The sequence below is a fragment of the Clavibacter sp. A6099 genome (assembly GCF_021919125.1).
In the GTDB taxonomy this organism is placed as follows: domain Bacteria; phylum Actinomycetota; class Actinomycetes; order Actinomycetales; family Microbacteriaceae; genus Clavibacter; species Clavibacter seminis.
This window is the reverse complement of the sequence record NZ_CP083439.1, coordinates 3,056,049-3,082,517: the sequence shown is the minus strand read 5'-3', so window position 1 is coordinate 3,082,517 and position 26,469 is coordinate 3,056,049. Positions and strand designations below refer to the sequence as shown.

Sequence of the window (26,469 nt, the reverse complement as noted above, 5' to 3'; positions counted from 1 at the left end):
ACGGAGGGGCGCCCCCTGATTTGGGGCGCGCCATCCGTCTCGACATCGAGGAGCCTCCCCATGCCCCGACACTGGCCCGAGGGCGCGTACGTCGCCGCCCTGCTCGTCCTGACCTGCGCCACCGGCGCGATCGACGGCGTCAGCTACCTCGCCCTCGATCGCGTCTTCACCGGCAACATGACCGGCAACGTCATCTTCATCGGATTCGGCCTGGTGGGCGTCGCCGGCGTCCCCGTGCTCAACAACCTCGTGGCGCTCGTGGCCTTCATGGCGGGCGCCGTCATCGCGGCCCGCATCACCTGCCGCGCTCCCACCGACCTGTACCTGCCGAGGCCGGCCGTCGTGATCCTCGTGGTGAACACCGCGCTCACGTTCGCGCTCACCGGGGTGTGGTTCGCGGTCGGCACGCTCGAGAGCGGCGCGATGATCGTCATCACCGGCCTGTTCTCGCTGCTGCTCGGCGCGCAGGCCGCCGCCGTGAGGAGCATCGGCCTCTCCGACCTGTCCACCGTGGTCGTCACCATGACCGCCGTGAACCTCTCCTCGGACAGCCGCATCGCGGGCGGCACGGGCGCCGCGTGGGGCCGCCGACTCGGAGCGATCGCCGCCATGGCCATGGGCGCGCTGGTGTCCGCGCTCATCACCACGCGCATCGGCGCCCCGTGGGCGCTGCTGGTGGCGGGCGCTCTCATGACGATGGGCGTAGCGCTGATCGGGAACGCGCGCCGCATCGAGCGGGAGCGCGTCGGAGAGGCACCCGCCGCCTCGTGACGCCCACGGCGGCCGAGCCGCTCTAGGGTGAATGGATCCGCCGCCCGACCGCCGAGGAGCAACCGTGTCCCGTCCCTGGCCCGAGGGCTCCTACATCGCCGCCCTGCTCGTGATGACCACCGCGACGGGCGCCATCGACGGCGTGAGCTACCTCGCGCTCGACCGCGTCTTCACCGGCAACATGACCGGCAACGTGCTCTTCATCGGCTTCGGCCTCGTCGGCGTCGCCGACATCCCGGTGCTCAACAACCTCGTGGCTCTGGTGGCCTTCATGCTCGGCGCGGTGATCGCGTCGCGCATCACCCGGCGCGCGCCCACCGACGTGCACCTGCCGCGCTCCTCCGTCTGGATCCTCGTCACGGGCACCCTGCTCACCCTCGCGCTCGCGGTGGTCTGGCTCGCCGTCGGGACGCTCGACACGGGGGTCATGATCGCCATCACGGGCTTCCTCGCGCTGCTCCTCGGCGCGCAGGCGGCCGCGGTGAAGAGCATCGGGCTGCGCGACCTCTCCACCGTCGTCGTGACGATGACGATGGTGAACCTCTCCTCCGACAGCCGCGTCGCCGGCGGCACGGGCGCCGCGTGGGCCCGCCGCATCGGCGCGATCGTCTGCATGGGGCTCGGCGCCCTGGTCGCCGCGCTCATCACGACGCACGTCGGCGGCGCGTGGGCGCTGCTCGCGGCGGGCGGCCTCATGGTGTTGGGCGTCGGCCTGCTGTGGAACGCGCGCCGGATCGAGCGGGGGCGCCTCCGCGAGGACGCCGCGTCGCCCGCGGTCGACGAGCGCGCCGCCGCGTCGCCCGCCTGAGCGCCGCGCGCCGGCCGGCCGCATCCCCTCTGGCAGGCTGGGCGCATGACGACCCCCGGTGACACCGCGCTCCTGACCATCGCCCGCGACATCGCCGTCCGCGCCGGGGAGCTCGCGCTCCGCCGCCGCAGGGAGGGCGTCGAGGTGGCCGCGTCGAAGTCGAGCCCCGAGGACATCGTCACGCACACCGACCGCGAGACCGAGGACCTCATCCGGCAGGCGCTGCAGGACCTGCGCCCCGACGACGGCTTCCTCGGCGAGGAGTCCGAGGGCACGTCCGGCAGCTCCGGCCTCACCTGGGTGGTCGACCCGATCGACGGCACCGTCAACTTCCTCTACGGGATCCTCGCGTGGGCCGTCAGCATCGCCGTGGTCGAGGGCGAGGCGGATCCGCTCACCTGGACCGCGCGCGCCGGCTGCGTCGTGAACCCCACCCTCGGCGAGGTCTACACGGCGACGAAGGGCGGCGGATCCGCGCTCGACGGGCGACCGCTCGCGGTGAACGCCGGTGTGCCGCTCTCCCTCGCGCTCGTCGGCACGGGCTTCTCCTACGGCGCGGAGACGCGCATGCGGCAGGGCCGGGTGATCACCGATCTGCTCGGCGAGGTGCGCGACATCCGCCGCATCGGCGCCGCGTCTCTCGACCTCTGCAACGTCGCCGCGGGCCGCACCGACGCCTACTTCGAGCGGGGCCTCAAGCCGTGGGACCACGCGGCGGGCGGGCTGATCGCGGCCGAGGCGGGCGCGCGCGTGACCGGGATCGGCGGCGGACCCGCGTCGGCCGAGCTCCTGATCGCGGCGGATCCGGAGCTCGCGCGCGCCCTCGAGGAGCGGCTGGCGCGCCCGCGCGCATAGTCCCTGCGGGGCCTCCCGCGCATCCCCCGGGTGGCGCGAATCCCTTCCGGCGGTTAGCCTTTACCGATCCGTTACACAACGGCCGGGCGCTTCCCGGTCGCACGCGCACGCCCCGACCTCCGTCGGCCGGCACCGCGCAGCACCTGTCCCTCGCACTAGGAGTCCTCCGATCCTGTCCGTCCTCCACGCCTCGCGTGCCCCCCAGCCCTCCGACCGGCGGCCCTCGTGCTGACCCCCGACGAGACCGCAGGGACCGTGTACCCCACGCGACGCGAGCGACGCGAGGCGGAGCGCCGGGCGGCGGAGGCGCAGCAGGTGCCCGAGGCGCAGCAGGCACCCGAGGCGCAGCAGGCACCCGAGGCGCAGCAGGTGCCCCTCGGCTACGCCCTCGCGCAGCCCACCGCCGAGCCCGCGCAGCCCACCGGCGAGCCCGAGCAGGTCGCCCCCGCGCCCCGCATCCTCCACATCCCGGTCGAGGCCCCCGCGGCGCCTCGCGCGCACCTCCCCGCGGACGCCGAGCCCGCCTCCGCGGCCGCCGCCGAGAACGTCCCCCTCGCGACCCGTGCGCGCCGCCTCCGCGCCGCGTCCGCCGCCGCCGCGCCCGAGTCGCGCCGCTCCTCGTACGTGCCCGCGAAGCGCGCGAGCGTCCCCGCGGCCGCCCCGCACGCGCGCATCCGCGGACGCCGCGTCCCCGCCTCCTCGCGGCCCGCGCTCGCCCCGGCGCCCGAGGCCGCCGCCGGCCGACGTCGCGCGAACGCGTCGCGCGGGCTCACGCTCCTCACCATGGCGTTCGTCGCGACGGTGACCATCGCGACCTCGCTGCCGTCCTCCGCGTTCCTCACCGGCCAGGACATGGCGCAGGCGAACGTCCTCACGGACGCGCCGGCCACCTCGATCCCCAGCCAGAGCGTCGCGCTCTCCGCGGCCCCCGCGGCGACGGTCGTCGGCGGCACGGACGACGCCTTCACCGCCACGACGCCGCAGCAGATCATGCTCGCCCAGACGTCCAAGGGCGCCGGCGCGTTCACGAACGACATCAACGGCACCATCCAGTGGCCCTTCGCGGCGGGCGTCCCGATCAGCGGGGTCTTCGGCAAGCGCATCGCGCCCTGCTCCAACGGCTGCTCGAGCAACCACCAGGGCGTCGACTTCGCGCCCGGCCTGGGCGCGCCCATCCAGGCGATCGCCGACGGCGTCGTGCGCGAGGCCGTCAACAGCGACACCGGCCTCGGCGTCCATCTCGTCATCGACCACGTGATCGACGGGCAGCTCATCACGAGCGTCTACGGCCACCAGCTGCCGGGCTCCCTGCGCGTCAAGGCGGGCGACCCGGTCAAGGTCGGCCAGCAGCTCGGCCAGGTCGGCAACACGGGCGCGTCAACCGGCCCGCACCTCCACCTCGAGATCCGCATGGCGGACGGCACCGCGGTGGATCCCTTCGCGTGGCTCCAGGAGCACGCGAACTAGTCGGCGTCCGCGCCGCGGCGCCCGTACGACGACGCCCCCTCGCCCGAAGGCGAGGGGGCGTCGTCGCGTCCGTACGGAGCTAGTCCCGGATCAGCCACACGGTCGTGTCCGACGGCACCGTGTCACCGGCGAGCGGCCGGCTCGCGAGCAGCACACGGCCCTCGGGCAGCGGCACCGCGGCGTCGCCCAGGTTCGCGATCACGGTCACGCCCGCGCTCTCGAACGCGATCACGTCATCGCCCTCCGCGCCGACCCACTCCAGCGCGCCCAGCGCGAGGCCGTGCTCGCGGCGCAGCAGCAGCGCCTCCGTGTAGAGGGACAGGGTGGACGCGGGATCCGCCTGCTCGGCGTCGCGCGCGAACCGGTCCCAGTCGTCGGGCTGCGGCAGCCAGCTGGCGTCGCCGTCGCTGAAGCCGTACGACGGCTTCCCGGCCTCCCACGGGATCGGCACGCGGCAGCCGTCGCGGCCGTAGCGCTCGCCCGCGGTGCGGTGGAACGTAGGATCCTGGCGCGCCTCGTCGGGCAGGCGGGTGTCCTCGGGCAGCCCGAGCTCCTCGCCCTGGTAGATGTACGCGCTGCCGGGGAGAGCCAGCATGAGCGCGCTGGCGGCGCGGGCCCGGCGGAGGCCGAGCTCCTCGTCCACCGTCACGGCGGAGAGCGGCCCGATGCCGACGCCCTGCGGGTTCTCGCCCGAGAGCGCGAGGCGGCTGGCGTGCCGCACCACGTCGTGGTTCGACAGCACCCACGTGCTCGGCGCGCCCACGGAGGAGAACGTCGCGAGCGACGCGTCGATCGTCCGGCGGAGCGCGGCGGCGTCCCACGGCGTCTCGAGGTAGCTGAAGTTGAAGGCCTGGTGCATCTCGTCGGGACGCACCCAGTCGGCGAGCTTCGCGAGCGGCTCGACCCAGGCCTCGGCGACCATTGCGCGGTCCCCCTCGTAGGAGTCGAAGATCTCGCGCCACTCGCGGTAGATCTCGTGCACGCCCTCCTGCGCGAAGTACGGCGGCGGGGGAGCGGGCTGGTCGTCCACCCCGCCGGCGCCGCCCATGCTGCCCTGGCCCTCGGGCGGCGTGTAGTCGGGGAGCCCGGGCGCCTTGACCATGCCGTGCGCGACGTCCACGCGGAACCCGTCGACGCCCCGGTCCAGCCAGAAGCGGAGGATCTCGCGGAAGCGCTCGCGCACCCACGGGTTCGTCCAGTCGAGGTCGGGCTGCGACGAGTCGAACAGGTGCAGGTACCACTGGCCGGGCGTGCCGTCGGGCTCGGTGAGCCGGGTCCACGCCGGGCCGCCGAAGATCGACTCCCAGTTGTTCGGGGGCAGCTCGCCGTCGGCGCCCTCCCCGTCGCGGAACATGTAGCGGCCGCGCTCCTCGCTGCCGGCGGGGGCGGCGAGCGCCTCCTGGAACCAGCGGTGCGCGGAGGAGGTGTGGTTCGGGACGATGTCGACGATCACGCGGAGGCCGAGCTCGTGCGCGCGGTGCTGCATCCGCTCGAAGTCGTCGAGGGTGCCGAACAGTGGATCCACCGCGCAGTAGTCGGCGACGTCGTAGCCCGCGTCGTTCTGCGGCGACAGGAAGAAGGGGGACAGCCAGACGGCGTCGACCCCGAGCTCGCGGAGCGCGGGGAGCCGCTCGGTGATGCCGGGCAGGTCGCCGATGCCGTCGCCGTCGGAGTCGGCGAAGGAGCGCGGGTAGATCTGGTAGATGACGGCGGTGCGCCACCACTCGGATCCGGTGCCGTGCTGCGGGGTGCTGTCGGGGGTGGTCGAGAGGTCGTCCCGGGCAGCCGTGGACAGGGCTGTGGGGGCAGGCGAGGTCATGCATCGAGCCTAGGCGACGGCCCCCGGGCGCTCCCGCCGAGCGCACGGACGGCCGGGCCCGCGGAACGCCGGGACGCTGCCGGATGCGGCCGCGGGCGGAATAGCCGGGCGCCCCTGCGTGCTGGGGAAGGGGGCGGCCACCGCCCTCATCACCGGACGAAGGAGATCAGGAATGACGAACCCCGCACGCGTGCCCCTCGGATCCAGCGGCCTGGAGGTGCTGCCCCTGTCCTTCGGCGGCAACGTCTTCGGGTGGACGGCCGACGAGGCCACCTCCTTCCAGCTCCTCGACGCGTACACCGCCGCAGGCGGCAACTTCATCGACACCGCCGACGTGTACTCCGCGTGGAAGCCCGGCAACTCGGGCGGCGAGTCCGAGGAGATCATCGGCCGCTGGCTCGCCTCGCGCGGCCGCCCCGACGACCTCGTCATCGCCACCAAGGTCGGCGCGCACGAGGCAGCGAAGGGCACGTCGCGCGACAGCGTCCGCCGCGGCGTCGAGGCGAGCCTGCGTCGGCTCGGCGTCGACGCGATCGACCTCTACTACGCGCACGTCGACGACCAGGACACCCCGATCGAGGAGACCGTCACCGCGCTCGCCGAGCTCGTGACCGAGGGCAAGGTCCGCGCGATCGGCGCCTCCAACTTCACCGCCGAGCGCCTGCAGGCCGCGCTCGACGTGTCCGCCCGCGAGGGCATCGCCCGCTTCGAGGTCCTCCAGAACCGCTACAACCTGGTCGCCCGCGACGGCTACGAGGGCGAGCTCGCCGACCTACTCGTCCGCGAGGGCATCGGATCCGCCCCCTACTCGAGCCTCGCCAGCGGCTTCCTCACGGGCAAGTACCGCGGCGCCGAGGTCGACAGCCCGCGGTCGGGAGCCGCGTCCAAGTACCTGGACGACCACGGCCGCGCCCTGCTCGAGGTGCTGGACCGGGTCGCCGAGGCCCACGGCGTCTCCGTCACGACGGTCTCGCTCGCCTGGCTGCGGGCGCAGCCGTCGGTCACCGCGCCGATCGCCAGCGCGCGCGACCTCACGCAGCTGCCCGACCTCCTCGCCTCCGTCGAGCTCGAGCTGACGGTCGACGAGATCCGGGACCTCTCCGCGGTCTGATCCCCGGAGACCGGCTTGCCGTGCCCGGTCCGGGGCCGTCCCGCGTCTCGTGGGCGGTCCCGGACCTGCTATCGTCGTATGGTTCCAGCGCGTCTCCGACGCGCCCGGGTACGCCCCCATAGCTCATTGGTAGAGCACTTCCTTGGTAAGGAAGAGGTAGTGAGTTCAATCCTCACTGGGGGCTCGATCCCCTTCGGGTCCGGCTGCGGCCGGCCGCAGGGGTCATGGCGGGGTAGCTCAGGTGGTTAGAGCACACGGCTCATAATCGTGGTGTCGCGGGTTCAAGTCCCGCTCCCGCTACGGAAGCGCGGATCCTCTTCGGTCCGTCCTCCTCGATAGGCCCCGGACACCTCTCGCCAGGTTCCGGGGCCTTTCCTCTGCCCGCGGGGCTCTGCCCGCGGGGCTCCGCCCACTGTCCGCGTGTCCTCCCGCGGCGCTCGGCCTTCCGGCGTCCCTCGCCACGGCGTAGCCTCCGGGCATGACCCACCACGACTCCACGGATCCCACCGACCACGACCACGCCTCGGGCGCCGAGCACGACGACGTGCTCTACAAGACCCAGGGCAACCCCGTCCCCGACGCCCACGACGAGGAGCGCCGCGAGGCGCCCGCCGGCGGCGACTACACCGCCAGCGAGTCGGAGGAGGAGAAGGATGCCCGCGAGGGCGACGCCTGATCCGCATCCCGCGCACCGAGCGCACGAGGGCCGCCGCGACGCGTTCGCGGCGGCCCTCGCGCGTCCCCGGGCCGTCTTCCCGGGTCCGTGGCGGGCGACACGCCGGGTGCGCACGGGCTCCGGATCCGGTGCGCGCGCCCGGATCCGCATGACGACGCGGAAGGCGTCGCGACACGCCGAACCACTACATGTAGTGGAATGACAGGTCTGTAGTTCGGGTTATATAGTGGAGAACCTCACCGCCCCACCGGGTGGCCGAGCAACCCGGATCCTCGCGAAGACGCGGATCCGGAGGCCATCGGGGCGAGAGCCACGAGACCTGAGGAACCGCACCGGCGGTTCCCGACCAGACACAACGGGAGGCACCCATGGACTACGACAACAACGACACCGTCGGCGGCTACGCGATCCCCGTCGACCCCATGGAGCTCCTGCAGTGCGACTCCTGCCAGTAGGCAGCTGACGCCGCAGCAGCGGAATCGCGACCCGGGCCCCGGTCCCCACGAGAAGTGGGGGCCGGGGCTCTCGCGTGTCCCAGGGAGGACCCCGCGCCGGGGCTCTCGCATGGCCGGCGGATGAGCGATCCGCCCCGGGCGCGCGGACGGCCGCCGCGTAGGATCGTCCGGTGCCAGTGAATCCAGACCTCCAGGGTCGCGTGCTCCCCGCCGCCGCCCCGTACCTGGTGGGACGCGAGAAGGTGCGCGAGTTCGCCCGCGCCGTCGGCGCGACCCACCCCGTCCACCTCGACCCGGATGCCGCGCGCGCCGCGGGCCACGCCGACGTGGTCGCGCCGAGCACGTTCCCCGTCGTGGTGCAGGAGGCGACGCTGGCGCAGCTGCTCGCCGAGCCCGACGCCGGCATCGACTTCAGCCGCGTGGTCCACGGCGAGCAGGCGTTCACGTACTCCCGCCCGGTGGTCGCGGGCGACGAGCTCACCGCGACGCTCACCGTCACCAAGGTGGCGACCCTCGGCGGCAACGCGATGGTGACCGCCGAGTCCGCCATGGTCGACGGATCCGGCGCGCACGTCGTGACCGCCGTCTCCACCCTCGTGGTCCGCGGGGACGACGCGTGAGCGCCGCAGCCGCCGCCGTGCCCGTGCTCGCCGACCTCGCCGTGGGCGAAGTCGTGGCGGAGCGCTCCGTGCACCTCACGCGCGACTCCCTCGTCCGCTACGCGGGCGCGTCGGGCGACTTCAACCCCATCCACTACCGCGACGACGTGGCCGCGTCGGTCGGGCTGCCGGGTGTCCTCGCCCACGGCATGCTCACCATGGGCCAGGCCGTGCAGCCCGTGGCCGACTGGGCGGGCGACCCCTCACGCGTCGTGTCCTACGGCGTGCGGTTCACGCGGCCCGTGGTCGTGGATCCCGCCGACGGCCAGGACCTCTCGATCGTCGCCAAGGTCGGTGCGATCGACGCCGATGCCGGCACCGTGCGCATCGACATCGCCGTCTCCGTCGACGGGAAGACCGTTCTCGGCCGCGCGCAGGCGCAGGTCCGGCTGGCGTAGGGCACCCGTGACGATCGAGACCCACCGCGACGCCCCGCTCGCCGACCTCACCACGCTCCGCGTGGGCGGACCGGCCGAGGAGCTCGTCACCGTGAGCGAGCGCGACGAGCTCGTCGACACCCTCCTCGGCCTGTGGGCCGTCGGCGAGGACTGGTTGGTCCTCGGCGGCGGATCCAACTCCCTCATCTCGGACGAGGGCGTGGAGGGCACCGTGATCCGCATCGCGACCCGCGGCGTCGACGTCGGCGAGGAGCGGGCCGACGGCACCGTCCTCGTGCGCGTGCAGGCCGGCGAGCCGTGGGACGCGCTCGTCGCGCGCACCGTGGCCGAGGGCCTCACCGGGCTCGAGGCGCTCTCGGGGATCCCCGGATCCACCGGCGCCTCGCCCGTGCAGAACATCGGCGCGTACGGCCAGGAGGTGGCCGACGTCCTCGAGGGCGTCGACTTCCTCGACTACGAGACCGGCGAGGTCGAGAGGCTGGGTGCCGCCGACCTCGGCCTCGGCTACCGCACCTCCGCGCTCAAGCGCGGCCGCGTGGGCGTCGTCCTCTCGGTGGACTTCGCGCTCACCCGCGGCGAGGGGCCCGACGCGCTCGGCCTGCCCGTCGCCTACCCGCAGCTCGCCGGCGCGCTCGGCGTGGAGCTCGGCGATCGCGTCCCCGTCGCCCGCGTGCGCGAGACGGTGCTCGCCCTCCGTGCGTCCAAGGGCATGGTGCTCGACGACGCGGACCACGACACCTGGAGCGCCGGCTCCTTCTTCACGAACCCCATCGTCAGCGCCGCCTTCGCGCGCACGCTCCCGGCCGACGCCCCGCGCTGGCCGCAGGAGGATCCGCCGCAGGACCTCGTCGTGCCGCTCGGCGACGCGTGGGAGGTGGCCGACGCGATCGAGCGCGAGGCCGCCGCGCGCCGCCGTCGGGAGCCCGCGGGCGTGAAGCTCAGCGCCGCCTGGCTCATCGAGCACTCGGGAGTCAGCCGCGGGTTCCGGCTGCCGGGATCCGGCGCGGCCGTCTCCTCGAAGCACACGCTCGCGCTCACCAACCGCGGGACCGCGACCGCCGAGGACGTCGCCGCCCTCGCGCGCTACGTGCAGGGCCGCGTGATGAGCGAGCACGGCGTGATCCTGCAGCCCGAGCCCGTGCTGGTCGGCCTCGCCCTCTAGGGGCGGGCCGACCAGCGGGGGCAGGGCGGCGGATCAGGCCAGCAGGTCGCGGATCCGTCGCACGCCCTCGAGCAGCGCCTCGTCGCCGAGCGCGTAGCTGAAGCGCAGGAACCCGCTCGGACCGAACGCCTCGCCGGGGACCGCGGCGACCTCCGCCTTCTCGAGCAGCACGTCGGCGACCTCGAGCGAGGTGGTCGGCGTGACGCCGTCGATGTCGCGGCCGAAGAGGCCGGTGACGTCGGGGTAGACGTAGAACGCGCCCTGCGGCGTCGGCGTGACGAAGCCGGGGATGGCGTCGAGCTCGGCGACGATCGTGCGGCGGCGGCGGTCGAACGCCTCGCGCATCCGGTCGACGGTGTCGCGGGGGCCGCGGAGCGCCGCGATGGCCGCGCGCTGCGAGACGTTCGAGACGTTGGAGGAGAGGTGCGACTGCAGGTTGCCCGCGGCCTTGATGGCGTCGGCCGGGCCGACCATCCACCCGACGCGCCAGCCGGTCATCGCGTACGTCTTGGCGACGCCGTTGACGAGGATCGTGCGGTCGGCCAGCGCCGGCACCACGTCGACGATGCTCGCGGCCTCGGCGCCGTCGTAGACGAGGTCCTGGTAGATCTCGTCGCTGATGACCCAGAGGCCCTTCGACTCCGCCCACTCGCCGATCTCGCGGGTCTGCTCCCGCGAGTAGACGGCGCCGGTCGGGTTCGACGGCGAGACGAACAGCAGCACCTTGGTGCGCGGCGTCCACGCGGCCTCGAGCTGCTCGACCGTGACGAGGTAGCCCTGGTCGGCGCCCGCGAAGACGTCGACGGGCACGCCGCCGGCGAGCCGGATCGCCTCGGGGTACGTGGTCCAGTAGGGAGTGGGCACGAGGACCTCGTCGCCCTGGTCGAGCAGGGTCTGGAACGCCTGGTAGACGGCCTGCTTGCCGCCGTTGGTGACGATGATCCGGTCGATGCCCACGTCGAGGCCCGAGGAGACGCGGGTCTTCTCGGCGATCGCCTCGCGGAGGTCGGGGAGGCCGGCCGCCGCGGTGTAGCGGTGGTTGCGGGGATCCCGCGCAGCCTCGACCGCGGCCTCGACCACGTAGTCGGGCGTCGGGAAGTCGGGCTCGCCCGCCGCGAAGCTGATGACGGGGCGTCCGGCGGCCTGCAGGGCCTTGGCCTTGCCGTCGACCTTGAGGGTCGCGGACTCGGCGATGGATCCGATGCGGGTGGAGACGCGGCTGAGGGGGACGGTGCTCTGCGGTTCGGCCATGCATGTGAGCATAGGGATCCGCGCGCGCCGCCACGCGGGTGCCGACGCCCCCTGGCGCCCACCCCGACCGTGGCCCCGCGGATGCTGGTACACTCGTCCGGGTCGGTATCTCCGCCATGCTCTTCCGCGCCTTCTTCCGTCCGTGCTCGCACGGTCGTGGCGCATGGGGGCAGGCGGGTGTCGACGCAGAGGGTGGTGGCTCAATTGGTAGAGCAGCGGTCTCCAAAACCGCAGGTTGCAGGTTCGAGTCCTGTCCGCCCTGCTAGATGGAACGGGTCCCCGGGCACGTGACATCGCGGCTCGCCCGAACTCCGGGCGAAAGCCGAGCAATGCAGGAAGGGACCCACGCGTGGCGCGGAAGATCGTCGACGAGCCGAGCGAGGAGATCGTCGCGCAGGCTCGCGAGCAGCGGGACGCACGACGCAACCCCTTCGCCCGGCTGGTGCTCTTCATCAAGCAGGTCGTGCAGGAGCTCAAGAAGGTGGTCACCCCCACCCGCAAGGAGCTGCTGACGTTCACGGGAGTGGTGCTGGCCTTCGTCATCGTCATGATGGTGATCGTCTCGCTCCTCGACCAGCTGTTCGGGTACCTCGCCATCGTGGTGTTCGGCAACGGCGCCTAGCACCAGGGCCTCCACGCGGAGGCGGCACGGGCCGGGAGGGCGAGCGGCGCGGACCACGGGTCCACGCGCGCGGAGCACGGCAGCGGCGCGGATCCTCATGGGTCCCGCATCCGCGCGGCCCGGCGCCCGGGACCAGCACGGCACAGAACGGCAACGCACGACGAAGAACGAGGGAAGTAGATCCATTGGCTGAGAGCAAGCGCGACGACGTCGACCTCGCCCCCGCGGCGGAGCAGTCCTCCGAGGTGGACGAGGTCCAGGAGGGCCACGCCATCGAGTCCTCCGAGGAGAGCTCGGACGCGGCCGAGCACACCGCCCTGCACGTCGAGGGCGACTCGGTCGAGACCGACCTGACGGCGGCGCTCGACGCGATGGAGTCCGTCGAGGACCCCGAGGCCGACGCCATCGTCGAGGACGCGCTCGACATCGACTCCGCCGACGAGGCCGAGGCCGCCGTCGAGGCGACCGACGACGAGGCGGAGGAGGAGGCGGCCGAGGAGGCCCTCGAGCCCGCCGACGTCGCGCCCGCCACGGCGGACGACATCGCCGAGGCCGAGGCCGACCTCGTCCCCGACGAGCCCGCGTCCGAGGACGACGCCGAGGTCGACCCCTACGAGGACTTCCGCAAGGAGCTCCGCTCCAAGCCGGGCAAGTGGTACGTCATCCACTCCTACGCGGGCTTCGAGCGCCGCGTGAAGAGCAACATCGAGAACCGCATGGTGTCGCTCAACATGGAGGACGACATCTACCAGATCGAGGTCCCGATGGAGGACGTCGTCGAGATCAAGAACGGCCAGCGCAAGATGGTCAACCGCGTTCGCATCCCCGGCTACGTGCTGGTGCGCATGGCCCTCAACGAGGACAGCTGGTCGGTCGTCCGCCACACCCCCGGCGTCACGGGCTTCGTGGGCAACGCCCACAACCCCACGCCCCTCCGCTTCGAGGAGGCCTTCTCCATGCTGAAGAGCCTCGTCGAGATCAAGGAGGTGGCGCAGGTCAAGGGCCAGCCCACCAAGGGCGGCCAGGCGCAGCGCGTCGTCGCCGCCGAGGTCGACTTCGAGATCGGCGAGACCATCACGATCAAGGAGGGCTCGTTCGCGGGCCTCCCCGGCTCCATCAGCGAGATCAAGCCCGAGAGCGGCAAGCTCACGGTGCTCGTCTCCCTGTTCGAGCGCGAGACCCCGGTCGAGCTCAGCTTCGACCAGGTCACCAAGCTCTAGGCGGTCGGGCCGCGCGGCCCGCTCGATCTAGCAATCAAGAAGAAGGAAGAGAAATGGCACCGAAGAAGAAGGTCACGGGTCTGATCAAGCTGCAGATCAAGGCCGGCGCCGCCAACCCCGCACCGCCCATCGGGCCGGCGCTGGGACAGCACGGCGTCAACATCATGGAGTTCTGCAAGGCGTACAACGCCCAGACCGAGGCTCAGCGCGGGAACGTCATCCCCGTCGAGATCACCGTCTACGAGGACCGGACGTTCACGTTCATCCTCAAGACGCCCCCGGCCGCCGAGCTCATCAAGAAGGCCGCCGGAGTCGCCAAGGGCTCGGGCACGCCGCACACGGTCAAGGTCGCGAAGCTCACGATGGACCAGGTCCGCGAGATCGCCGAGCAGAAGCAGGCCGACCTCAACGCCAACGACATCGACGCCGCGGCGAAGATCATCGCCGGCACCGCCCGCTCCATGGGCATCACGGTCGAGGCCTAGCCTCCACCACCCGCGGATCCCGACCGGGGTCCGCTCCAGCATCACGCGGGAGAGCCGGCCAGGCTCACATCAACCGCACTCTCGAAACAGGAGACACGAATGGCGAAGTCAAAGGCCTACCGGGCCGCAGCCGAGAAGATCGACCTCACGAAGGCGTACACCGCCTCGGAGGCCGTCGAGCTCGCGCGCGAGACCGGATCCAGCAAGTTCGACAGCACCGTCGAGGTCGCGCTCAAGCTCGGCGTCGACCCCCGCAAGGCAGACCAGATGGTCCGCGGCACCGTCATCCTTCCTCACGGTACCGGCAAGACCGCCCGCGTCATCGTCTTCGCGACGGGCCCCGCGGCTGAGGCGGCCATCGCCGCAGGCGCCGACGAGGTCGGCGGCGACGAGCTCATCGAGAAGGTGGCGGGCGGCTACACGTCGTTCGACTCCGCCGTCTCGACGCCCGAGCTCATGGGCAAGGTCGGTCGTCTCGGCAAGGTGCTCGGCCCGCGTGGCCTCATGCCCAACCCGAAGACCGGCACGGTCACCCCGGACGTCGCGCGCGCGGTGTCCGACATCAAGGGCGGCAAGATCGAGTTCCGCGTCGACAAGCACGCGAACGTCCACTTCGTGGTCGGCAAGGCGAGCTTCTCGCCCGAGCAGCTCTCGGAGAACGTCGGCGCAGCGCTCGAGGAGATCGTCCGCCTCAAGCCGTCCTCCTCGAAGGGCCGATACGTGCAGAAGGCCACGGTCTCCACGACCTTCGGCCCCGGCATCCCGGTGGACGTCAACTCCATCTAGCACCGCCGCGCGCGAGCGCATGCACGACCAGCAGCACAGGAAGGGCCCGCCTCGGCGGGCCCTTCCGTCGTCTCCGGGGGCCTTGGCTGCCTAGGCTCGTCAGGGTGAGCACCCCGGATCCCGCCGCCCCCGCCGTCCCGTCCTTCCGCGTCGCCATGCCCGACGACGCCGACGAGGTGGCCGCCCTCGCCGCCCGCACCTTCGCGCTCGCGTGCCCGCCGACGACGACGGCCGAGGCGATCGCGGAGCACATCCGCACGGTCTTGTCTCCCGCGCGCTTCCGGGAGCACCTCGCGGATCCGTCGCACCGGGTCGTGCTCGCGGAGGTCGAGGGCAGGGCGGTCGGCTACACGATGGTCGTCCAGGCGCCGCCCGCGGACGCCGACGTGGCCGGCGCGCTGCGGCTGCGGCCGGAGATCGAGCTGAGCAAGGTGTACGTCGAGGCGGGGTCGCACGGCATCGGCGTCGCACGGCCGCTGATGGCGGAGACGCTGCGGGTCGCGCGCGAGCTCGCGGGGGAGCGGGGGCGGGACGCGGAGGCCGGGATCTGGCTCGGCGTCAACGAGCACAACGCGCGCGCCATCCGCTTCTACGAGCGCAGCGGCTTCCGCATCGTGGGCACGCGGTCGTTCCGGCTGTCGGACGCGGTGGAGACGGACCACGTGATGGAGCGGGCGCTGGCGGTGGCCGCGACCGCGTAGGGCGCCACGGCTGGGGTTCCGGCCGTCACGCCGTCGCCGCCACGGCCGCCAGGGCCGCCAGGCGTGCCGCCGCGAGCGCGGCCGCGCCGCCGTCAGCCGGCGCGACCCGCGCGATCGAGCCGCGCTCGACCACGGGCATCGCCACGAGGCGCTCGCCCGGCTCCGCGTCGCGCAGGACGAGACGCACGGCCTCGCGCCCCATCTCCTCGTGCGGGAGGGCGATGGTCGTGAGGCCGGGCCGCAGGTAGGACGCCAGCTCGTCGTTGTCGAAGCCGACGAGCGAGACGTCGGTGCCGACGCGGATCCCGCGCTCCTGGCACGCCTGGTACGCGCCGAACGCCAGGCGGTCGTTCAGGCAGAGGATCGCGCGGGTCCCGGGTGCCGCGTCGAGCATCGCGCCCGCGGCCTCGTAGCCGGCGTCCGGCTCCCAGTCCTCGCACGACCGCTCGGCCGCGAAGCGCAGGCCGAGCTCGTCCATCTCGGCGCGGATCCCGTGCAGCCGACGGGCCACGGTCTCCGAGCGGAAGAGGACCCGCTCGGTCTCGACGTCGCTGCCGAGCAGCGCGATGCCGTCGCGGTGGCCGGCGGCGGCGAGGAGGTCGACCGCGCGGCGCCCGCCCTCCTCCTCGTCCGGCAGCACGGCGCTGCCGTGGTGGGGGCTCGTGGCGTTGAGCATGACGACGCGCGTCGAGGCCGGCACATCGGGGACGACGAGCTCCCGTGCGCGCATGGTGGCGAAGACGATGCCGTCGACCTGGCGGTCGAGCACCGCGGACACCGCCTCGGCCTCGCGCGCCTCCTCGCCGCCGGTCTCGAGCACGAGCACGACGTGCCCGGCGCGCTCCGCCTCGACGAGCGCGCCGCGGATGAGGCCGCTCGCGAAGCGCGTGGTGGCGACGACGTCGGAGATGAAGCCGATGGTGAGCGACCGGTCGGTGCGGAGGGCCCGGGCGCCCATGTTGGGGCGGTAGCCGAGCTCGGCCGCGGCGGCCAGGACGCGGCGGTGCGAGTCCTCGGAGAAGCGCGTCTGGGGCGTGCCGTTGAGGATCTGCGACGCCGCCGTCGGGGACAGGCCGGCCAGTCGGGCCACGTCCGCCAGGGTCGGTCGCTTCTGGCGCATGTGCCGTCCTCCTCCTCGTGAGCGTATCCGGTGACCCGACCGCTGCAGCGATGGCGGGTTGACACCCGGCGTCGCTGCGCGCATGATCTCCTGCATCCGGTAAATGGATTTACCATGACCCTCCCACACCGCGGGCACCGCTGCCCTCGGCTGGCTGCACCGCCCGCCCCGCCCCCGCATCACCTGACGAAGGAGTCACCGCATGTCCACGATGAGAAGGGCGGGACGCGCGGCAGCGCTCACCGCCGCCGCCGCCATCTCGGCGCTCGCCCTCGCGAGCTGCGCGCCCGGCAGCGCGCCCGTCGCCTCCGCGCCCGCGGGCGACGTGAGCACCGCGATCCCCACCGACGACGTCACCATCCGGATCCAGGACGAGACCGGCTTCCCGGTCACGGACGAGCTGACGACCGAGTTCACGAAGCAGCACCCGAACGTGAAGTTCGACATCACGCGCGACAGCTTCCAGAACCTCCTGGCGAACACGCCTCGGCTCCTCGCGAGCGACGACGCCCCGGACCTGATCCGCCTCTCGACGCTCGGCACCACGGTCAAGGACGGACTCCTCACGAACCTCGACCCGTACTTCGACGCCTACGGCTGGGACCGCTTCCCTGCGGGCCAGCTCGCGGGGGCCCGCATGGACGAGAAGGGCGTGCGCGGCGAGGGCTCGCTCTGGCAGTTCGGCATCGGGTACAGCGTCACGGGCATCTACATGAACCAGGAGCTGGCCGACCAGGTGGGCATCACCGAGATGCCGACCACGATGGACGAGCTCGAGGCGGACCTCGCCAAGGCGAAGGACGCGGGCGTGCTCCCCATCCAGACCGGCATGCAGGACGGCGTCGGCACCTTCATCCTCCAGTCGCTCATCAACCAGCAGGGCGACAAGCAGGACCTCGTCGACTGGATGTACAACAAGCCGGGCGCGACCATCCAGACCGACGCGGCGCTCGCGGGCGCCACGAAGTTCCAGGACTGGGCGAAGGCCGGGTACCTCCCGCCGGACGTCAACGCCATCAACTACACGACGATGGTGTCGAACTTCTCGGCCGGCCAGGGGCTGTTCATGTGGGACGGCAACTGGGACGCCGCGAACGTGGAGAAGGCCCTCGGCCAGGGTGGCGCGCAGTTCGCCCTCGTGCCGCCGCTCGAGGCGGGCGCGAAGCACGTCGCGATGGGCACGGGCAACACCTTCGCGATCCCGGCGAAGTCGAAGAACGCCGACGTGGTCGCCGCGTTCCTCAACTGGATCGTGACCGACGAGAAGGCGCGCCAGATCGTGGTCGACGTGACGGGCGCGTCGCCTGGCGGCGACCCGGCCCAGGCGCTGCCGACCGCCCAGGAGGGCAGCCTCATCGCGAAGGCCCTCGAGCTGTCCGCGGTGGTCGGGGACGACGACGGCTTCGTCGACTTCATGGCGAACAGCACGGCCGGCATCTACCAGGGCTCGCTCCAGCCGAACGAGCAGCTGCTGCTCACCGACAAGATGACGCCCGCGGACTTCCTGAAGGCCACGCAGGACTTCTACGAGCAGGACCTCGCCGCACAGTGAGCACCACGGATCGCACCATCCCCGCGGGGGCGACGGCAGCCGCCGCCGTCCCCGCGGGGCCGTCCCCTCGAGGCAGCGGGCCCGGGCACGCGCCCGCGAGGCGCCGCCGGCTCGGCCCCGAGGCCCGCCGGACCGCGACCGTCGGCTGGATCATGCTGCTCCCGGCCGTCGCCGCCTACGGGGCGTTCGTCGTCTGGCCGCTCATCACGGCGGTGCAGTACTCGTTCTACAAGTGGAACGGGATCGGCGCCTCCACGTTCATCGGCCTCGACAACTACGTGCAGATCTTCACGGACACGCGGCTGCTGACGCCCATAGTCAACGCGCTGGTCCTCGTGGTCTTCTTCATGGTGATCCCCATCACCGCCGGCCTCGCGCTCGCGACGCTCCTGCGCGGCATGAAGCCGGGACCGTTCGCGTCGATCTCGCGCACCATCCTGTTCCTGCCGCAGATCGTCCCGCTCGTCGCGGCGGGCATCGCGTGGTCGTGGATGTACGCGCAGTCCGGCACCATCAACTCCATCCTCGATGCGGTGGGGCTCGGCTTCCTGTCCCGTTCCTGGCTCGCCGACTTCGGCACGGCGCTGCCCGCGGTCGGGCTCATCGGATCGTGGGTGCTCACGGGCCTGTGCACCGTGCTGCTGCTCACGGGCATGGGCAAGATCGACGGCTCGCTCTACGAAGCGGTGCGGCTCGACGGCGCCGGCTTCTTCCGCGAGTTCGTCACCATCACCCTGCCGGGCCTCCGGCAGGAGATCGCGGTGCTCGTGACCATCACGGTCATCGCCGCCCTGAGCACGTTCGACATCATCTACACGACCACCAAGGGCGGGCCGGGCACCACGACGCTCGTGCCCGGCATCGAGATCTTCCGGCTCGCGTTCGTGCAGAGCCAGGTGGGCCTGGCGTCCGCGTTCGGCGTGGTGCTGCTCGTGTTCGTGCTGCTGCTCGTGCTCCCCGTCCAACGACTCTCGAGGGAGCGCGACTGATGATCGTCAACCGCACCGAGCTCGTCGTGGGCCGCATCCTCCTGATCGCGGTCCTCGTGCTCACCCTGCTGCCCTTCGCCAGCATGCTCACCGCCGCGCTGCAGTCGCCCGACTCGCTGCCCAACGGCTTCTCCTGGCCGACGCCCGCCTACTGGGAGAACTTCGTGACGGCGTTCACGGTCGGGAACATCGGCACGCTGATGCTCTCGAGCCTGTTCATCGTGGTGATGGTCGTGCCCGTCAGCCTCGTCTGCGCGACGCTCGCCGGCTACTCGCTCGGGAACCTCCGGGTGCCCGGCGGGAAGTACGTGCTCGTCGCCATGATCATCGGGCTGACCATCCCGTTCGAGGCGATCATCATCCCGCTCTACTACCAGATGACGGGCTTCGGCCTCATCAACACCAGGTGGGCGGTCATCCTCCCGCTCATCGGGCTGTACATGCCGTTCAGCGTGTTCTGGATGCGCGCGCACTTCGTCGGCGTGCCGCGGGAGCTGTCGGAGGCCGCGCGCGTGGACGGCGCGAGCATCTGGCAGGAGTTCCGGAGCATCCAGCTGCCGCTCGCGCGGCCGGCGCTCTCGGCGCTCGGGATCCTCCTGTTCCTCTGGACCTGGAACCAGTTCCTGCTGCCGCTCGTGATGATCGACGACCCGAGCGAGCGCACCATGGCCGGGGCGCTCGGCGCGTTCCAGGGCCAGTACATCGACGCTCTGCCGCTGCTGTTCGCGGCGTCGCTCATCGTGATGCTGCCCACGGTGATCGTGTACGTCATCTTCCAGCGGCAGTTCATCGCGGCGCTGCTGCAGGGCGCGGTGAAGGGCTGATGGCGTTCGCGCTGCCCGGGCACTGGGTCTGGGACTCGTGGACCGCGGTCGACGGCGACACGACGCACCTCTTCTACCTGCACGCGCCGACCGCGCTCGGGGATCCGGACCTGCGGCACCGGAACGCCGCCGTGGGCCACGCGACCTCGACCGACCTCGTCACGTGGACCGACCACGGCGTCGTCCTCGAGCACGGGCCGGCCGGGTCGCCGGACGCGTCGGCGACGTGGACGGGCAGCGTGACGCGCGACCCGTCGGGGCTCTGGCGGATGTCGTACACGGGCTCGGTGTTCCCGCGGGACGACGAGGGCATGAACGTGGAGACCGTGCTGCAGGCGACCTCGACCGACCTGCACCGGTGGGTGAAGGCGAGCGTGTCCGCGCTGTCGGCCGACCCGCGCTGGTACGAGACGCTCGCCGACGGCACGTGGCGTGAGGAGGCGTGGCGGGATCCTTGGGTCGAGCCGGACCCCGCGGGCGACGGCTGGCGCATGCTCGTCACCGCGAGATCCCGGGCGGACGCATCCGAGGCCGGGGCGGATCCGCTCGACCGGGGCGTCGTGGGCCAGGCGGTCTCGCCCGACCTCGTGATGTGGGCGGCCGCTCCGCCGCTCAGCGCGCCCGGCGCCGGGTTCGCGCAGCTCGAGGTGCTGCAGGTCGCCGAGGTCGAGGGCCGGCGGGTGCTCGTGTTCTCGTGCGCGGGATCCGACCTGGCCGGCGCGCGCGCCGGCCAGGAGGGCGGCGTCTTCGCGCTGCCGCTCGACGACGACCAGCCCTTCGGCCGCCCCGTCGACATCGGGCGCGCCCGGCTCCTGCACGGCGAGGGGCTGTACGCCGCGCGCATCGTGCGGACGCCGCAGGGCCCGGCGCTCCTCGGGTTCGAGGACGCCGGCGCGGACGGCTCGTTCGTCGGCCGCATCCCGGATCCGGTGCCCGTGCGCTGGGACGCGGCCGGGCTGCTGGTCGCGACGCCCGTAGGGTCGGCGTCATGACCGGCGCGGGCGCCGGTGCCGGCGCCCGCACGCGCGTCGACGGCGTGGTCGGCTGGGTCGCGCCCGGCTTCGATGGCGTGCGGCGCGCGTTCGCGGACGCCGTCGCGTCCGACGTCGGCACGGGCGCCGCGCTCTCCATCCGGCGCCGTGGCGACGTGGTGGTGGACCTCGCGGGCGGCGTCGCCGACGACGTGACCGGCCGCGCGTGGGGGCTCGACACCCCGAGCGTGCTGTTCTCCGCGACCAAGGGGGTCATGTCGATCCTGGTCGCGCGCCTCGTCCAGGACGGGCGGCTTCGCTACGACCAGCCGGTCGCCGAGCTGTGGCCGGAGTACGGGCGCGCCGGCAAGGCGCGCACCCGGGTCGCGGACGCGCTCGCGCACCGTGCCGGGCTCGCGGCGCCGCGGGTGGACTGGACGCTGTCCGCCCTCGTCGACTGGGACCGCGCGACCGCGCTCGTCGCGGCGGAGGAGCCGAGATGGGAGCCGGGCACCGCGTGGGCGTACCACGCCATCACGCACGGCTGGCTGACGGGCGAGATCGTGCGGAGGGTCACCGGGCTCAAGCCCGGCGCGTGGTTGCAGGCGCTCGCGACCGGGCCGCTGGGGGTGGACGCCTGGATCGGGATCCCGCCCGAGGCCGGCGAGCGCGTCGCGCGCATGCGCGTGGGCACGACGCTGCGGGAGCTCACCTCCCGGCAGCGCGCGGATGTCGCGGCGGGCGGATCCGACCTGCCGCTGCGCGCGCTCACGCTCGGCGGGGCGCTGCCGCTGGAGCTCGTGGGCGATGACGCGGGCTTCTCCCGTGCGGACGTGCAGGCGGCGGAGATCCCCGGCGCCGGCGGCATCGGCACGGCCCACGCGCTCGCCGCCGTCTGGTCGTCCGTGGTCGTGGAGACCGCGGGCGTGCGCCTGCTCCACGACGACACGATCCGCCTCGCGACCCGTCCCGTCTCCGGCGGCGACGAGCCGCCCGCGTTCGACGTGCAGGGCCCGTGGCCACGGTGGGGCATGGGCTTCCAGCTCGACTCGGCCGCGCGCCGCTACCTCGGACCCGGCAGCCTCGGCCACGACGGCGCCGGCGGCCAGGTCGCCTTCGCCGACGTCGAGAACCGGGTCGGCTTCGCGTTCCTCACCAACCGGATGGAGGCCGACGACGACCGCGGGACCCGGATCGTCGACGCGCTGCGGGAGGCGCTGGAGCGCTGAGCGGACACGGCGGGCGAGGGTCAGCCCCGCGCCACGTTGAGGACGACCTTGCCGCGGGCGTGCCCGCTCTCCATGTGGCGGTGCGCCTCGGCGGCGTCCTCCAGGTCGAAGACCTCGTCGACGTAGACCTTGATGTCGCCGGACTCCAGCAGCCGGGAGATCACGGCGAGCTTCTGCCCGTCGGGCGCGACCTCGTAGTGGGTGGCGCGCACGCCGACCGCGGCCGCGTCCTGCACGAGGGTCGGCCAGCCGCGCACGGGAGCGCTGACGAGGAGGCCGCCACGACGGAGGACCTGGAGCGAGCGGGTGCCGGTGTCGTCCGTGCAGTTGCCGACCAGGTCGATCACCACGTCCACGTCGGCGAGCACGTCCTCGAATCGCACCTGCGAGCGGTCGATGACCTCGTCGGCGCCGAGCTCCGCCAGCCAGTCGACGTTGCGGGGCGAGCCCGTCGCGACGACCCGGGCGCCGAAGTGGCGCGCGAACTGCACGGCGAAGTGGCCGACGCCGCCCGCTCCCGCGTGGATCAGGACGACCTGGCCCTCGTGCGCCCTGCCGATGTCGACGACCATGCCCCAGGCGGTGAGGGCGCTCACGGGCGTCGCCGCGGCCTCCACGTGCGAGAGGCGCGCGGGCTTCCTGGCGAGGCTCACGCTCGGGACGGCGATGTAGGGGGCGTAGCTGCCGGGCATCCGCGGCACCATCGCGAGGCCGAACACCTCGTCGCCCGGATGCAGCGCGTGGTCCTCGTAGGGCGACTCGACGACGACGCCGCTGAAGTCGCGGCCGAGCACCGCGGGCAGGACGCCGAGGGTCGGGCCGCCCGGCTCGCCGGCGCGGAGCCGGAGGTCGATGGGGTTCACGCCCGCGGCGACGACCTTCACGAGCACCTCCGAGTCGAGGCGGTGCGGCACCGGGACGTCGGCGAGGTGCAGCACGTCCGGCCCTCCGGTCTCCGTGACGACGACCGCGCGCATCGTCTCCCCGTGGGGCGCCAGGGCGACGGCGGCAGCCGCTCGATCCCGCTCGGCGGCGGCGGCGACGCCGGCTCTCGACTGGACGACCTGGCTCATCGTGCGACCCCTCCTCGGAACGCGGCGACATGGTGGATCCCACCTGCCCCCGCTCGTCCAGTGAAGCCGCCGAGTGAGTCGGGCGTGTTTCCGCGGTGTTCCCCGGGCGAGAAGAATGCGCGAGGGCACTCGTCGATGGCGGCGGACCGCGCGCGGCGCCCGTGCGACGAGGCGGCGCGGGTCAGGCCAGGCCGCGTGCTCCGGCCGGCGCGTTCGCCATCCGCACGATGAGCGCGATGAGGTCGTTCGCGCGCGCCACCAGCGCGGCGATCTCGGCCTCGTCGCGGTCGATCCACTTCCACTTCGGGATGTCGTGCACGGGCACGAAGTCCACGTGCTGCTCCCAGACGATGAGCGAGCGCTCGGCGCCGAGGACGTACTGCTGCCACCAGATCTGCCGCAGGTAGTTGCGCGGGACGCTGCGCCACGGCTTCGCGGTCGTCTTGATCTCGGCGAGCTCGAGCCGGCCGTCGGCCCGCAGCCCCACGCCGTCGGGGGTCGCCAGGTGACGGCGCTGGCCCTCCGCGTGGAACAGGTGCGCGCTCGGGACGATGCCGTGCTCGGCCTCGACCCAGCGGGCGATCTCGGGCTCGCGCTCCCGGCCGTGGTCGGTGTAGCGGTTGCCGCCGAAGCCGGATCCGTAGAGCTTCTCGAGCGCGACGGCCTGCAGCGACGCGTCGGTCGCGAGGCGCGCGACGTCGGTCGCGGTGATGCCGAAGCTGCGGGCGCGGAGCCAGGCGACGCGATCCGACGAGTGGGCGACGATGCGCGTCAGGTGCGGCGGGGGAGGAGGCGGCGCGGGCGCTGCGGGGGCGAGGTCGTCCTCCCAGGGGAAGGCCAGCATCTCGTCCGTCACGGGCTCCAGGGTACGCGTCGGATCCGACCCGGGCCGCCTCGACGCGGGCGGATCGTGCCGCCTCGCGGATGCGTTGTCAACAGGTGATGCGCATCTGCCCAGGGCACGGAGGATCGTGCTAGAAAGGCGTCGTCCCACCCACCCAGAGGAAGGAACGGCAATGTCACTGCTCATGGAAACGGCGGCCCCGGCTCAGCTGCTGCCCACCACCGTGCCCGAGGTCGCCCCGGCGGCCGCAGGCGACGCGGCGTCGGACGCGCTGCTGGCGGAGGCCTTCGGCTTCACCATCACGCACCGCGGCGCGGAGGAGGAGATCGTGATGGGCGACGTCACCCTGTGCTGCAGCACGACGTGCTCGTCGAGCGGCAACGGCCGGCAGCAGCAGCGCTGATCGCCCCCGCATGGATTCGTCGACCACGTACTCGGTGAGTCCCCGCTACGCCGTCGGGGAGGTGGAGGACACCCTCCACCTCCTCGGCGGTCGCGAGCTGGTCTCCCTGCAGCTGCCCTCGGGCGATGCCGTCTCCGCGGTGTCGCGCCTCCTCTCCCGTCCCTTCACCCGCGCGGACCTCGACCGGGCCTTCGCCGCGCACGCCCCCGCCGTGGCGCACCTGGTCGACGAGCTCGTGCTGCGCGATGTCGTGGTCGGGTCGCCGACCGACTCCGCGGGATCCGTCCCCGACGAGCTCGCGCACGTCCTCGACGAGGCGCGGCGCAACGGCGGCGACCGCACCGGGCTCGGTCCCGTGCGCGACGCCGCATCGCCCGCGCGGGTCGCGCTCGTGGGCGACATGATCCCGTCGCTGCTCACGGGCCTCGCGGAGGCCCTCCCCTCGGCCGAGCTCGGCGACGAGCACGACGCCGACCTGGTCATCGCGGTCGGCTCGCGGCCGGTCCTCCGCGAGGTCGGGGCGCGCATGCACGCCGCGGGGCGCCCGTGGCTCCCCGTGCATCCGTTCGATGGCCGGTTCCAGCTCGTCGGGCCGGTCGTCGTGCCCGGCGAGGGGCCGTGCCTGGAGTGCGTCGCGCTGCGCTGGGCGTCGACCACGCCGTTCGCCGCGGATCACGCCGCGGCGGCCGACGCGGTCGCCGTCGTGCCGCGCGACCCGAGCCTCGAGGCCATCACGGCCGGGTTCGCCGCGCGCTACGCCGCCCGGTGGATCCACGCCCACGACTGGCTCGTGGCCAGCACCGTGCTCGTCATCGAGCCCAAGGTCATGGAGGCGGAGGCGCACGCCGTGTTCCGGGTCGCGCGGTGCGGCACGTGCGGCCCCCGCCCCTACGCCGGCATCGCCTCGCCGTGGCGGGCATGAGCCGCGGCGGGGCGGGCGTCGTCAGCCCGTACACGGGGCTCGTGGAGCACGCGAATCCCATGGCCTTCACGCCCGACGCCATCCCGGACGCGCTGTACTCGGGCCGCTCCGCGGACACCGGGTTCCTCACCGGCACGGAGTCCGAGCGCTTCAGCATGGGGCCGGGCGGATCCCGGATGGAGGCGCGCAGGTCGTGCATCGGCGAGGCGGTCGAGCGCATGTCGCTCGCGGGCGCACCCGGCGGCTTCCGCGCGCCCCTCGGCGCCGACGCCCGGCAGGTGGGGCCGGACGCCTTCCAGCGCTTCCACCCGACGCAGCGCGAGGATCCGGCCTTCCACTACGAGCGCGCCCGGCCGGGCGACCTCCTCACCTGGATGCCGGCGCGCTCCCTGCACCGGGGCGACGCGGTGCACGTGCCCGCGCAGATGGTGGTGTTCGACGACCCGCACCGCGCGGACGGGCACCGCGAGCCGCACGTGGAGCCGGCCACCTCGTCCGGCGTCGCGGCGGGGCCGCACTTCGGGTTCGCCGCGGGCCGTGCCGTGCTGGAGCTCATCGAGCGCGATGCGTTCCAGCGCATGTGGCTCCGCGGATCCACGCCCCCGGCCTTCGACTGGCGCGGCAGCTCCCGGCTGACCGACGCGACGCTCCGGGAGCTCGAGCGCCTGGAGGAGCTGTGCGGCCGGTTCGGGGCGTCGTTCACGGTGCGAGTGCTGGACGCGGCGGCCGACGTGCCGGTGCTGCTCGCGGTCATGCGCAGCGACCGCATCGGCGTCGCGGTCGGCTGCGCGGCCGACTTCCGGCTCGACCGGGCGATCCTCAACGCGGTCCGCGAGGCGCTGCACACGCACAACTGGTGCCTGCGGCTGCTGGCGGAGCCGACCATCGACGCGGCGGACGTGGTCGAGTTCGAGGACCACATCCGGCTGCACTGCCGCCCGTCCGCGCGCCCGCTCACGGCCGCGCTCGACGCCTCGGACGAGCGGGTCGTGGCCGTCGGGGGTCCGGACAGCTGGGCGGAGGTCGTCGCCGGGCTCGACCGCGAGGGCATCGAGGTGCTGCTCGCGGACATCACGGCACCCGAGGTGCGCGCGGCCGGCTTCCACGTGGTGCGCGCGCTGAGCCCCGACCTCGTGGCGCTCGACGTGGTGCATGCCGCGCGGTTCCTCGGGCATCCGAGGCTCTACCGGCGGTGGCGCGACGGGCCCGCGATCGACGGGCCGGCCGACCTCGTCCACGTCCCGCACCCGTTCCCGTGACGTGCGGCACCGCCCGTCCCCGCAGCCGTCCCAGCGC

General features: G+C 73.1%; 27 protein-coding genes and 3 tRNA genes. 25 read left to right on the top strand and 5 right to left on the bottom strand.

All coding sequences use genetic code 11. The features are described 5' to 3' along the window. Positions 1-60: 60 nt before the first annotated feature. The 4 genes from KYT88_RS14630 to KYT88_RS14615 all read left to right on the top strand — a co-directional run bounded on the left by KYT88_RS14630 (position 61) and on the right by KYT88_RS14615 (position 3,901). Positions 61-771 (top strand): YoaK family protein, encoded by a 711-nt coding sequence (locus KYT88_RS14630; RefSeq protein WP_043583905.1) that lies wholly within the window; start codon positions 61-63, stop codon positions 769-771. A 64-nt stretch (positions 772-835) separates the two neighbouring features. After that, positions 836-1,579, top strand: coding sequence for a YoaK family protein (locus tag KYT88_RS14625; protein WP_043583907.1), 744 nt, complete (start codon positions 836-838; stop codon positions 1,577-1,579). A gap of 45 nt (positions 1,580-1,624) precedes the next feature. Then, complete coding sequence (locus KYT88_RS14620) at positions 1,625-2,434, top strand: inositol monophosphatase family protein (protein ID WP_043583909.1); 810 nt, start codon at positions 1,625-1,627, stop codon at positions 2,432-2,434. Positions 2,435-2,659: 225 nt separating this feature from the next. Continuing rightward, complete coding sequence (locus tag KYT88_RS14615) at positions 2,660-3,901, top strand: M23 family metallopeptidase (RefSeq protein WP_237583698.1); 1,242 nt, start codon at positions 2,660-2,662, stop codon at positions 3,899-3,901. 79 nt (positions 3,902-3,980) lie between these two features. Here KYT88_RS14615 and KYT88_RS14610 read toward each other — a convergent pair whose 3' ends face one another. After that, a complete protein-coding gene (locus KYT88_RS14610; RefSeq protein WP_043583911.1) occupies positions 3,981-5,720 on the bottom strand; it encodes a glycoside hydrolase family 13 protein in 1,740 nt (579 codons plus the stop codon). 172 nt (positions 5,721-5,892) lie between these two features. Between KYT88_RS14610 and KYT88_RS14605 the strand changes: the two genes are divergently transcribed. The 7 genes from KYT88_RS14605 (at position 5,893) to KYT88_RS14575 (ending at position 10,181) form a co-directional block, all read left to right on the top strand. Further along, positions 5,893-6,831 carry an aldo/keto reductase gene (locus KYT88_RS14605; protein ID WP_043583913.1) on the top strand — a complete coding sequence of 313 codons (939 nt, stop codon included), beginning with the start codon at positions 5,893-5,895 and terminating at the stop codon, positions 6,829-6,831. A 112-nt stretch (positions 6,832-6,943) separates the two neighbouring features. Continuing rightward, positions 6,944-7,015 (top strand) — tRNA-Thr (locus KYT88_RS14600). A gap of 42 nt (positions 7,016-7,057) precedes the next feature. Then, positions 7,058-7,131 (top strand) — tRNA-Met (locus KYT88_RS14595). Positions 7,132-7,309: 178 nt separating this feature from the next. Then, complete coding sequence (locus tag KYT88_RS14590; protein WP_043583915.1) at positions 7,310-7,507, top strand: hypothetical protein; 198 nt, start codon at positions 7,310-7,312, stop codon at positions 7,505-7,507. A 625-nt stretch (positions 7,508-8,132) separates the two neighbouring features. Next, on the top strand, positions 8,133-8,582 hold the full coding sequence (locus KYT88_RS14585) for an FAS1-like dehydratase domain-containing protein (protein WP_043583917.1): 450 nt from the start codon (positions 8,133-8,135) through the stop codon (positions 8,580-8,582). Next, the gene (locus tag KYT88_RS14580; RefSeq protein ID WP_081840894.1) at positions 8,579-9,019 is read left to right on the top strand and encodes a MaoC/PaaZ C-terminal domain-containing protein; all 441 of its coding nucleotides are present in this window, start codon (positions 8,579-8,581) and stop codon (positions 9,017-9,019) included. Before KYT88_RS14585 ends, KYT88_RS14580 begins: the two co-directional genes overlap by 4 nt. A 7-nt stretch (positions 9,020-9,026) precedes the next feature. Next, positions 9,027-10,181 (top strand): UDP-N-acetylmuramate dehydrogenase, encoded by a 1,155-nt coding sequence (locus KYT88_RS14575; protein WP_043583919.1) that lies wholly within the window; start codon positions 9,027-9,029, stop codon positions 10,179-10,181. A gap of 33 nt (positions 10,182-10,214) precedes the next feature. Here the strand turns inward: KYT88_RS14575 and KYT88_RS14570 are convergent, their stop codons facing one another. Next, positions 10,215-11,432, bottom strand: a complete 1,218-nt coding sequence (locus tag KYT88_RS14570) for a pyridoxal phosphate-dependent aminotransferase (protein WP_043583921.1) — start codon at positions 11,430-11,432, stop codon at positions 10,215-10,217. Positions 11,433-11,621: 189 nt separating this feature from the next. Here KYT88_RS14570 and KYT88_RS14565 point away from each other — a divergent pair. The 6 genes from KYT88_RS14565 to KYT88_RS14540 all read left to right on the top strand — a co-directional run bounded on the left by KYT88_RS14565 (position 11,622) and on the right by KYT88_RS14540 (position 15,246). Beyond that, positions 11,622-11,694, top strand: a tRNA-Trp gene (locus KYT88_RS14565). Between the two features lie 87 nt (positions 11,695-11,781). Further along, the gene (gene secE, locus KYT88_RS14560) at positions 11,782-12,054 is read left to right on the top strand and encodes a preprotein translocase subunit SecE (RefSeq protein ID WP_012039478.1); all 273 of its coding nucleotides are present in this window, start codon (positions 11,782-11,784) and stop codon (positions 12,052-12,054) included. Positions 12,055-12,239: 185 nt separating this feature from the next. Beyond that, positions 12,240-13,274: a transcription termination/antitermination protein NusG gene (gene nusG, locus KYT88_RS14555; protein WP_043583923.1), complete on the top strand. Its 1,035-nt coding sequence runs from the start codon at positions 12,240-12,242 to the stop codon at positions 13,272-13,274. A gap of 53 nt (positions 13,275-13,327) precedes the next feature. Next, entirely contained in the window at positions 13,328-13,759 is a 432-nt protein-coding gene (rplK, locus tag KYT88_RS14550) for a 50S ribosomal protein L11 (RefSeq protein ID WP_012039476.1), read from the top strand. Positions 13,760-13,858: 99 nt separating this feature from the next. After that, positions 13,859-14,545: a 50S ribosomal protein L1 gene (gene rplA, locus KYT88_RS14545; protein ID WP_012299879.1), complete on the top strand. Its 687-nt coding sequence runs from the start codon at positions 13,859-13,861 to the stop codon at positions 14,543-14,545. A 104-nt stretch (positions 14,546-14,649) separates the two neighbouring features. After that, a complete protein-coding gene (locus KYT88_RS14540) occupies positions 14,650-15,246 on the top strand; it encodes a GNAT family N-acetyltransferase (protein WP_237583697.1) in 597 nt (198 codons plus the stop codon). A gap of 25 nt (positions 15,247-15,271) precedes the next feature. Here the strand turns inward: KYT88_RS14540 and KYT88_RS14535 are convergent, their stop codons facing one another. Continuing rightward, positions 15,272-16,366 (bottom strand): LacI family DNA-binding transcriptional regulator, encoded by a 1,095-nt coding sequence (locus tag KYT88_RS14535; RefSeq protein ID WP_043583925.1) that lies wholly within the window; start codon positions 16,364-16,366, stop codon positions 15,272-15,274. Positions 16,367-16,568: 202 nt separating this feature from the next. Between KYT88_RS14535 and KYT88_RS14530 the strand changes: the two genes are divergently transcribed. Genes KYT88_RS14530 through KYT88_RS14510 form a run of 5 tightly spaced genes read left to right on the top strand, consistent with a single transcriptional unit; the run spans position 16,569 to position 21,931 of the window. Further along, positions 16,569-17,918, top strand: a complete 1,350-nt coding sequence (locus KYT88_RS14530; RefSeq protein WP_119374127.1) for an ABC transporter substrate-binding protein — start codon at positions 16,569-16,571, stop codon at positions 17,916-17,918. Beyond that, positions 17,915-18,907, top strand: coding sequence for a carbohydrate ABC transporter permease (locus KYT88_RS14525; protein ID WP_181036638.1), 993 nt, complete (start codon positions 17,915-17,917; stop codon positions 18,905-18,907). Before KYT88_RS14530 ends, KYT88_RS14525 begins: the two co-directional genes overlap by 4 nt. Then, a complete protein-coding gene (locus KYT88_RS14520) occupies positions 18,907-19,731 on the top strand; it encodes a carbohydrate ABC transporter permease (RefSeq protein WP_012039470.1) in 825 nt (274 codons plus the stop codon). The genes KYT88_RS14525 and KYT88_RS14520 overlap by 1 nt, the downstream gene beginning before the upstream one ends. Then, the gene (locus KYT88_RS14515) at positions 19,731-20,723 is read left to right on the top strand and encodes a glycoside hydrolase family protein (RefSeq protein ID WP_043583928.1); all 993 of its coding nucleotides are present in this window, start codon (positions 19,731-19,733) and stop codon (positions 20,721-20,723) included. The genes KYT88_RS14520 and KYT88_RS14515 overlap by 1 nt, the downstream gene beginning before the upstream one ends. Beyond that, positions 20,720-21,931 (top strand): serine hydrolase domain-containing protein, encoded by a 1,212-nt coding sequence (locus tag KYT88_RS14510; protein WP_051629221.1) that lies wholly within the window; start codon positions 20,720-20,722, stop codon positions 21,929-21,931. The genes KYT88_RS14515 and KYT88_RS14510 overlap by 4 nt, the downstream gene beginning before the upstream one ends. Positions 21,932-21,951: 20 nt before the next feature. On the opposite strand, the gene KYT88_RS14505 is transcribed toward KYT88_RS14510, so the two are convergent. Continuing rightward, a complete protein-coding gene (locus tag KYT88_RS14505) occupies positions 21,952-23,004 on the bottom strand; it encodes an NADP-dependent oxidoreductase (RefSeq protein ID WP_081840896.1) in 1,053 nt (350 codons plus the stop codon). 181 nt (positions 23,005-23,185) lie between these two features. Further along, positions 23,186-23,848 (bottom strand): YqaJ viral recombinase family protein, encoded by a 663-nt coding sequence (locus KYT88_RS14500; protein WP_043584215.1) that lies wholly within the window; start codon positions 23,846-23,848, stop codon positions 23,186-23,188. Positions 23,849-24,020: 172 nt separating this feature from the next. On the opposite strand from KYT88_RS14500, the gene KYT88_RS14495 reads away from it, so the two are divergent. The 3 genes from KYT88_RS14495 to KYT88_RS14485 are packed head-to-tail and all read left to right on the top strand — an operon-like array spanning position 24,021 to position 26,432. Next, complete coding sequence (locus KYT88_RS14495) at positions 24,021-24,251, top strand: hypothetical protein (protein ID WP_043583932.1); 231 nt, start codon at positions 24,021-24,023, stop codon at positions 24,249-24,251. A 10-nt stretch (positions 24,252-24,261) separates the two neighbouring features. Beyond that, complete coding sequence (locus tag KYT88_RS14490) at positions 24,262-25,173, top strand: TOMM precursor leader peptide-binding protein (protein WP_043583933.1); 912 nt, start codon at positions 24,262-24,264, stop codon at positions 25,171-25,173. Continuing rightward, a complete protein-coding gene (locus KYT88_RS14485; RefSeq protein ID WP_043584217.1) occupies positions 25,170-26,432 on the top strand; it encodes a YcaO-like family protein in 1,263 nt (420 codons plus the stop codon). Before KYT88_RS14490 ends, KYT88_RS14485 begins: the two co-directional genes overlap by 4 nt. The last annotated feature ends 37 nt before the right edge of the window (positions 26,433-26,469 follow it).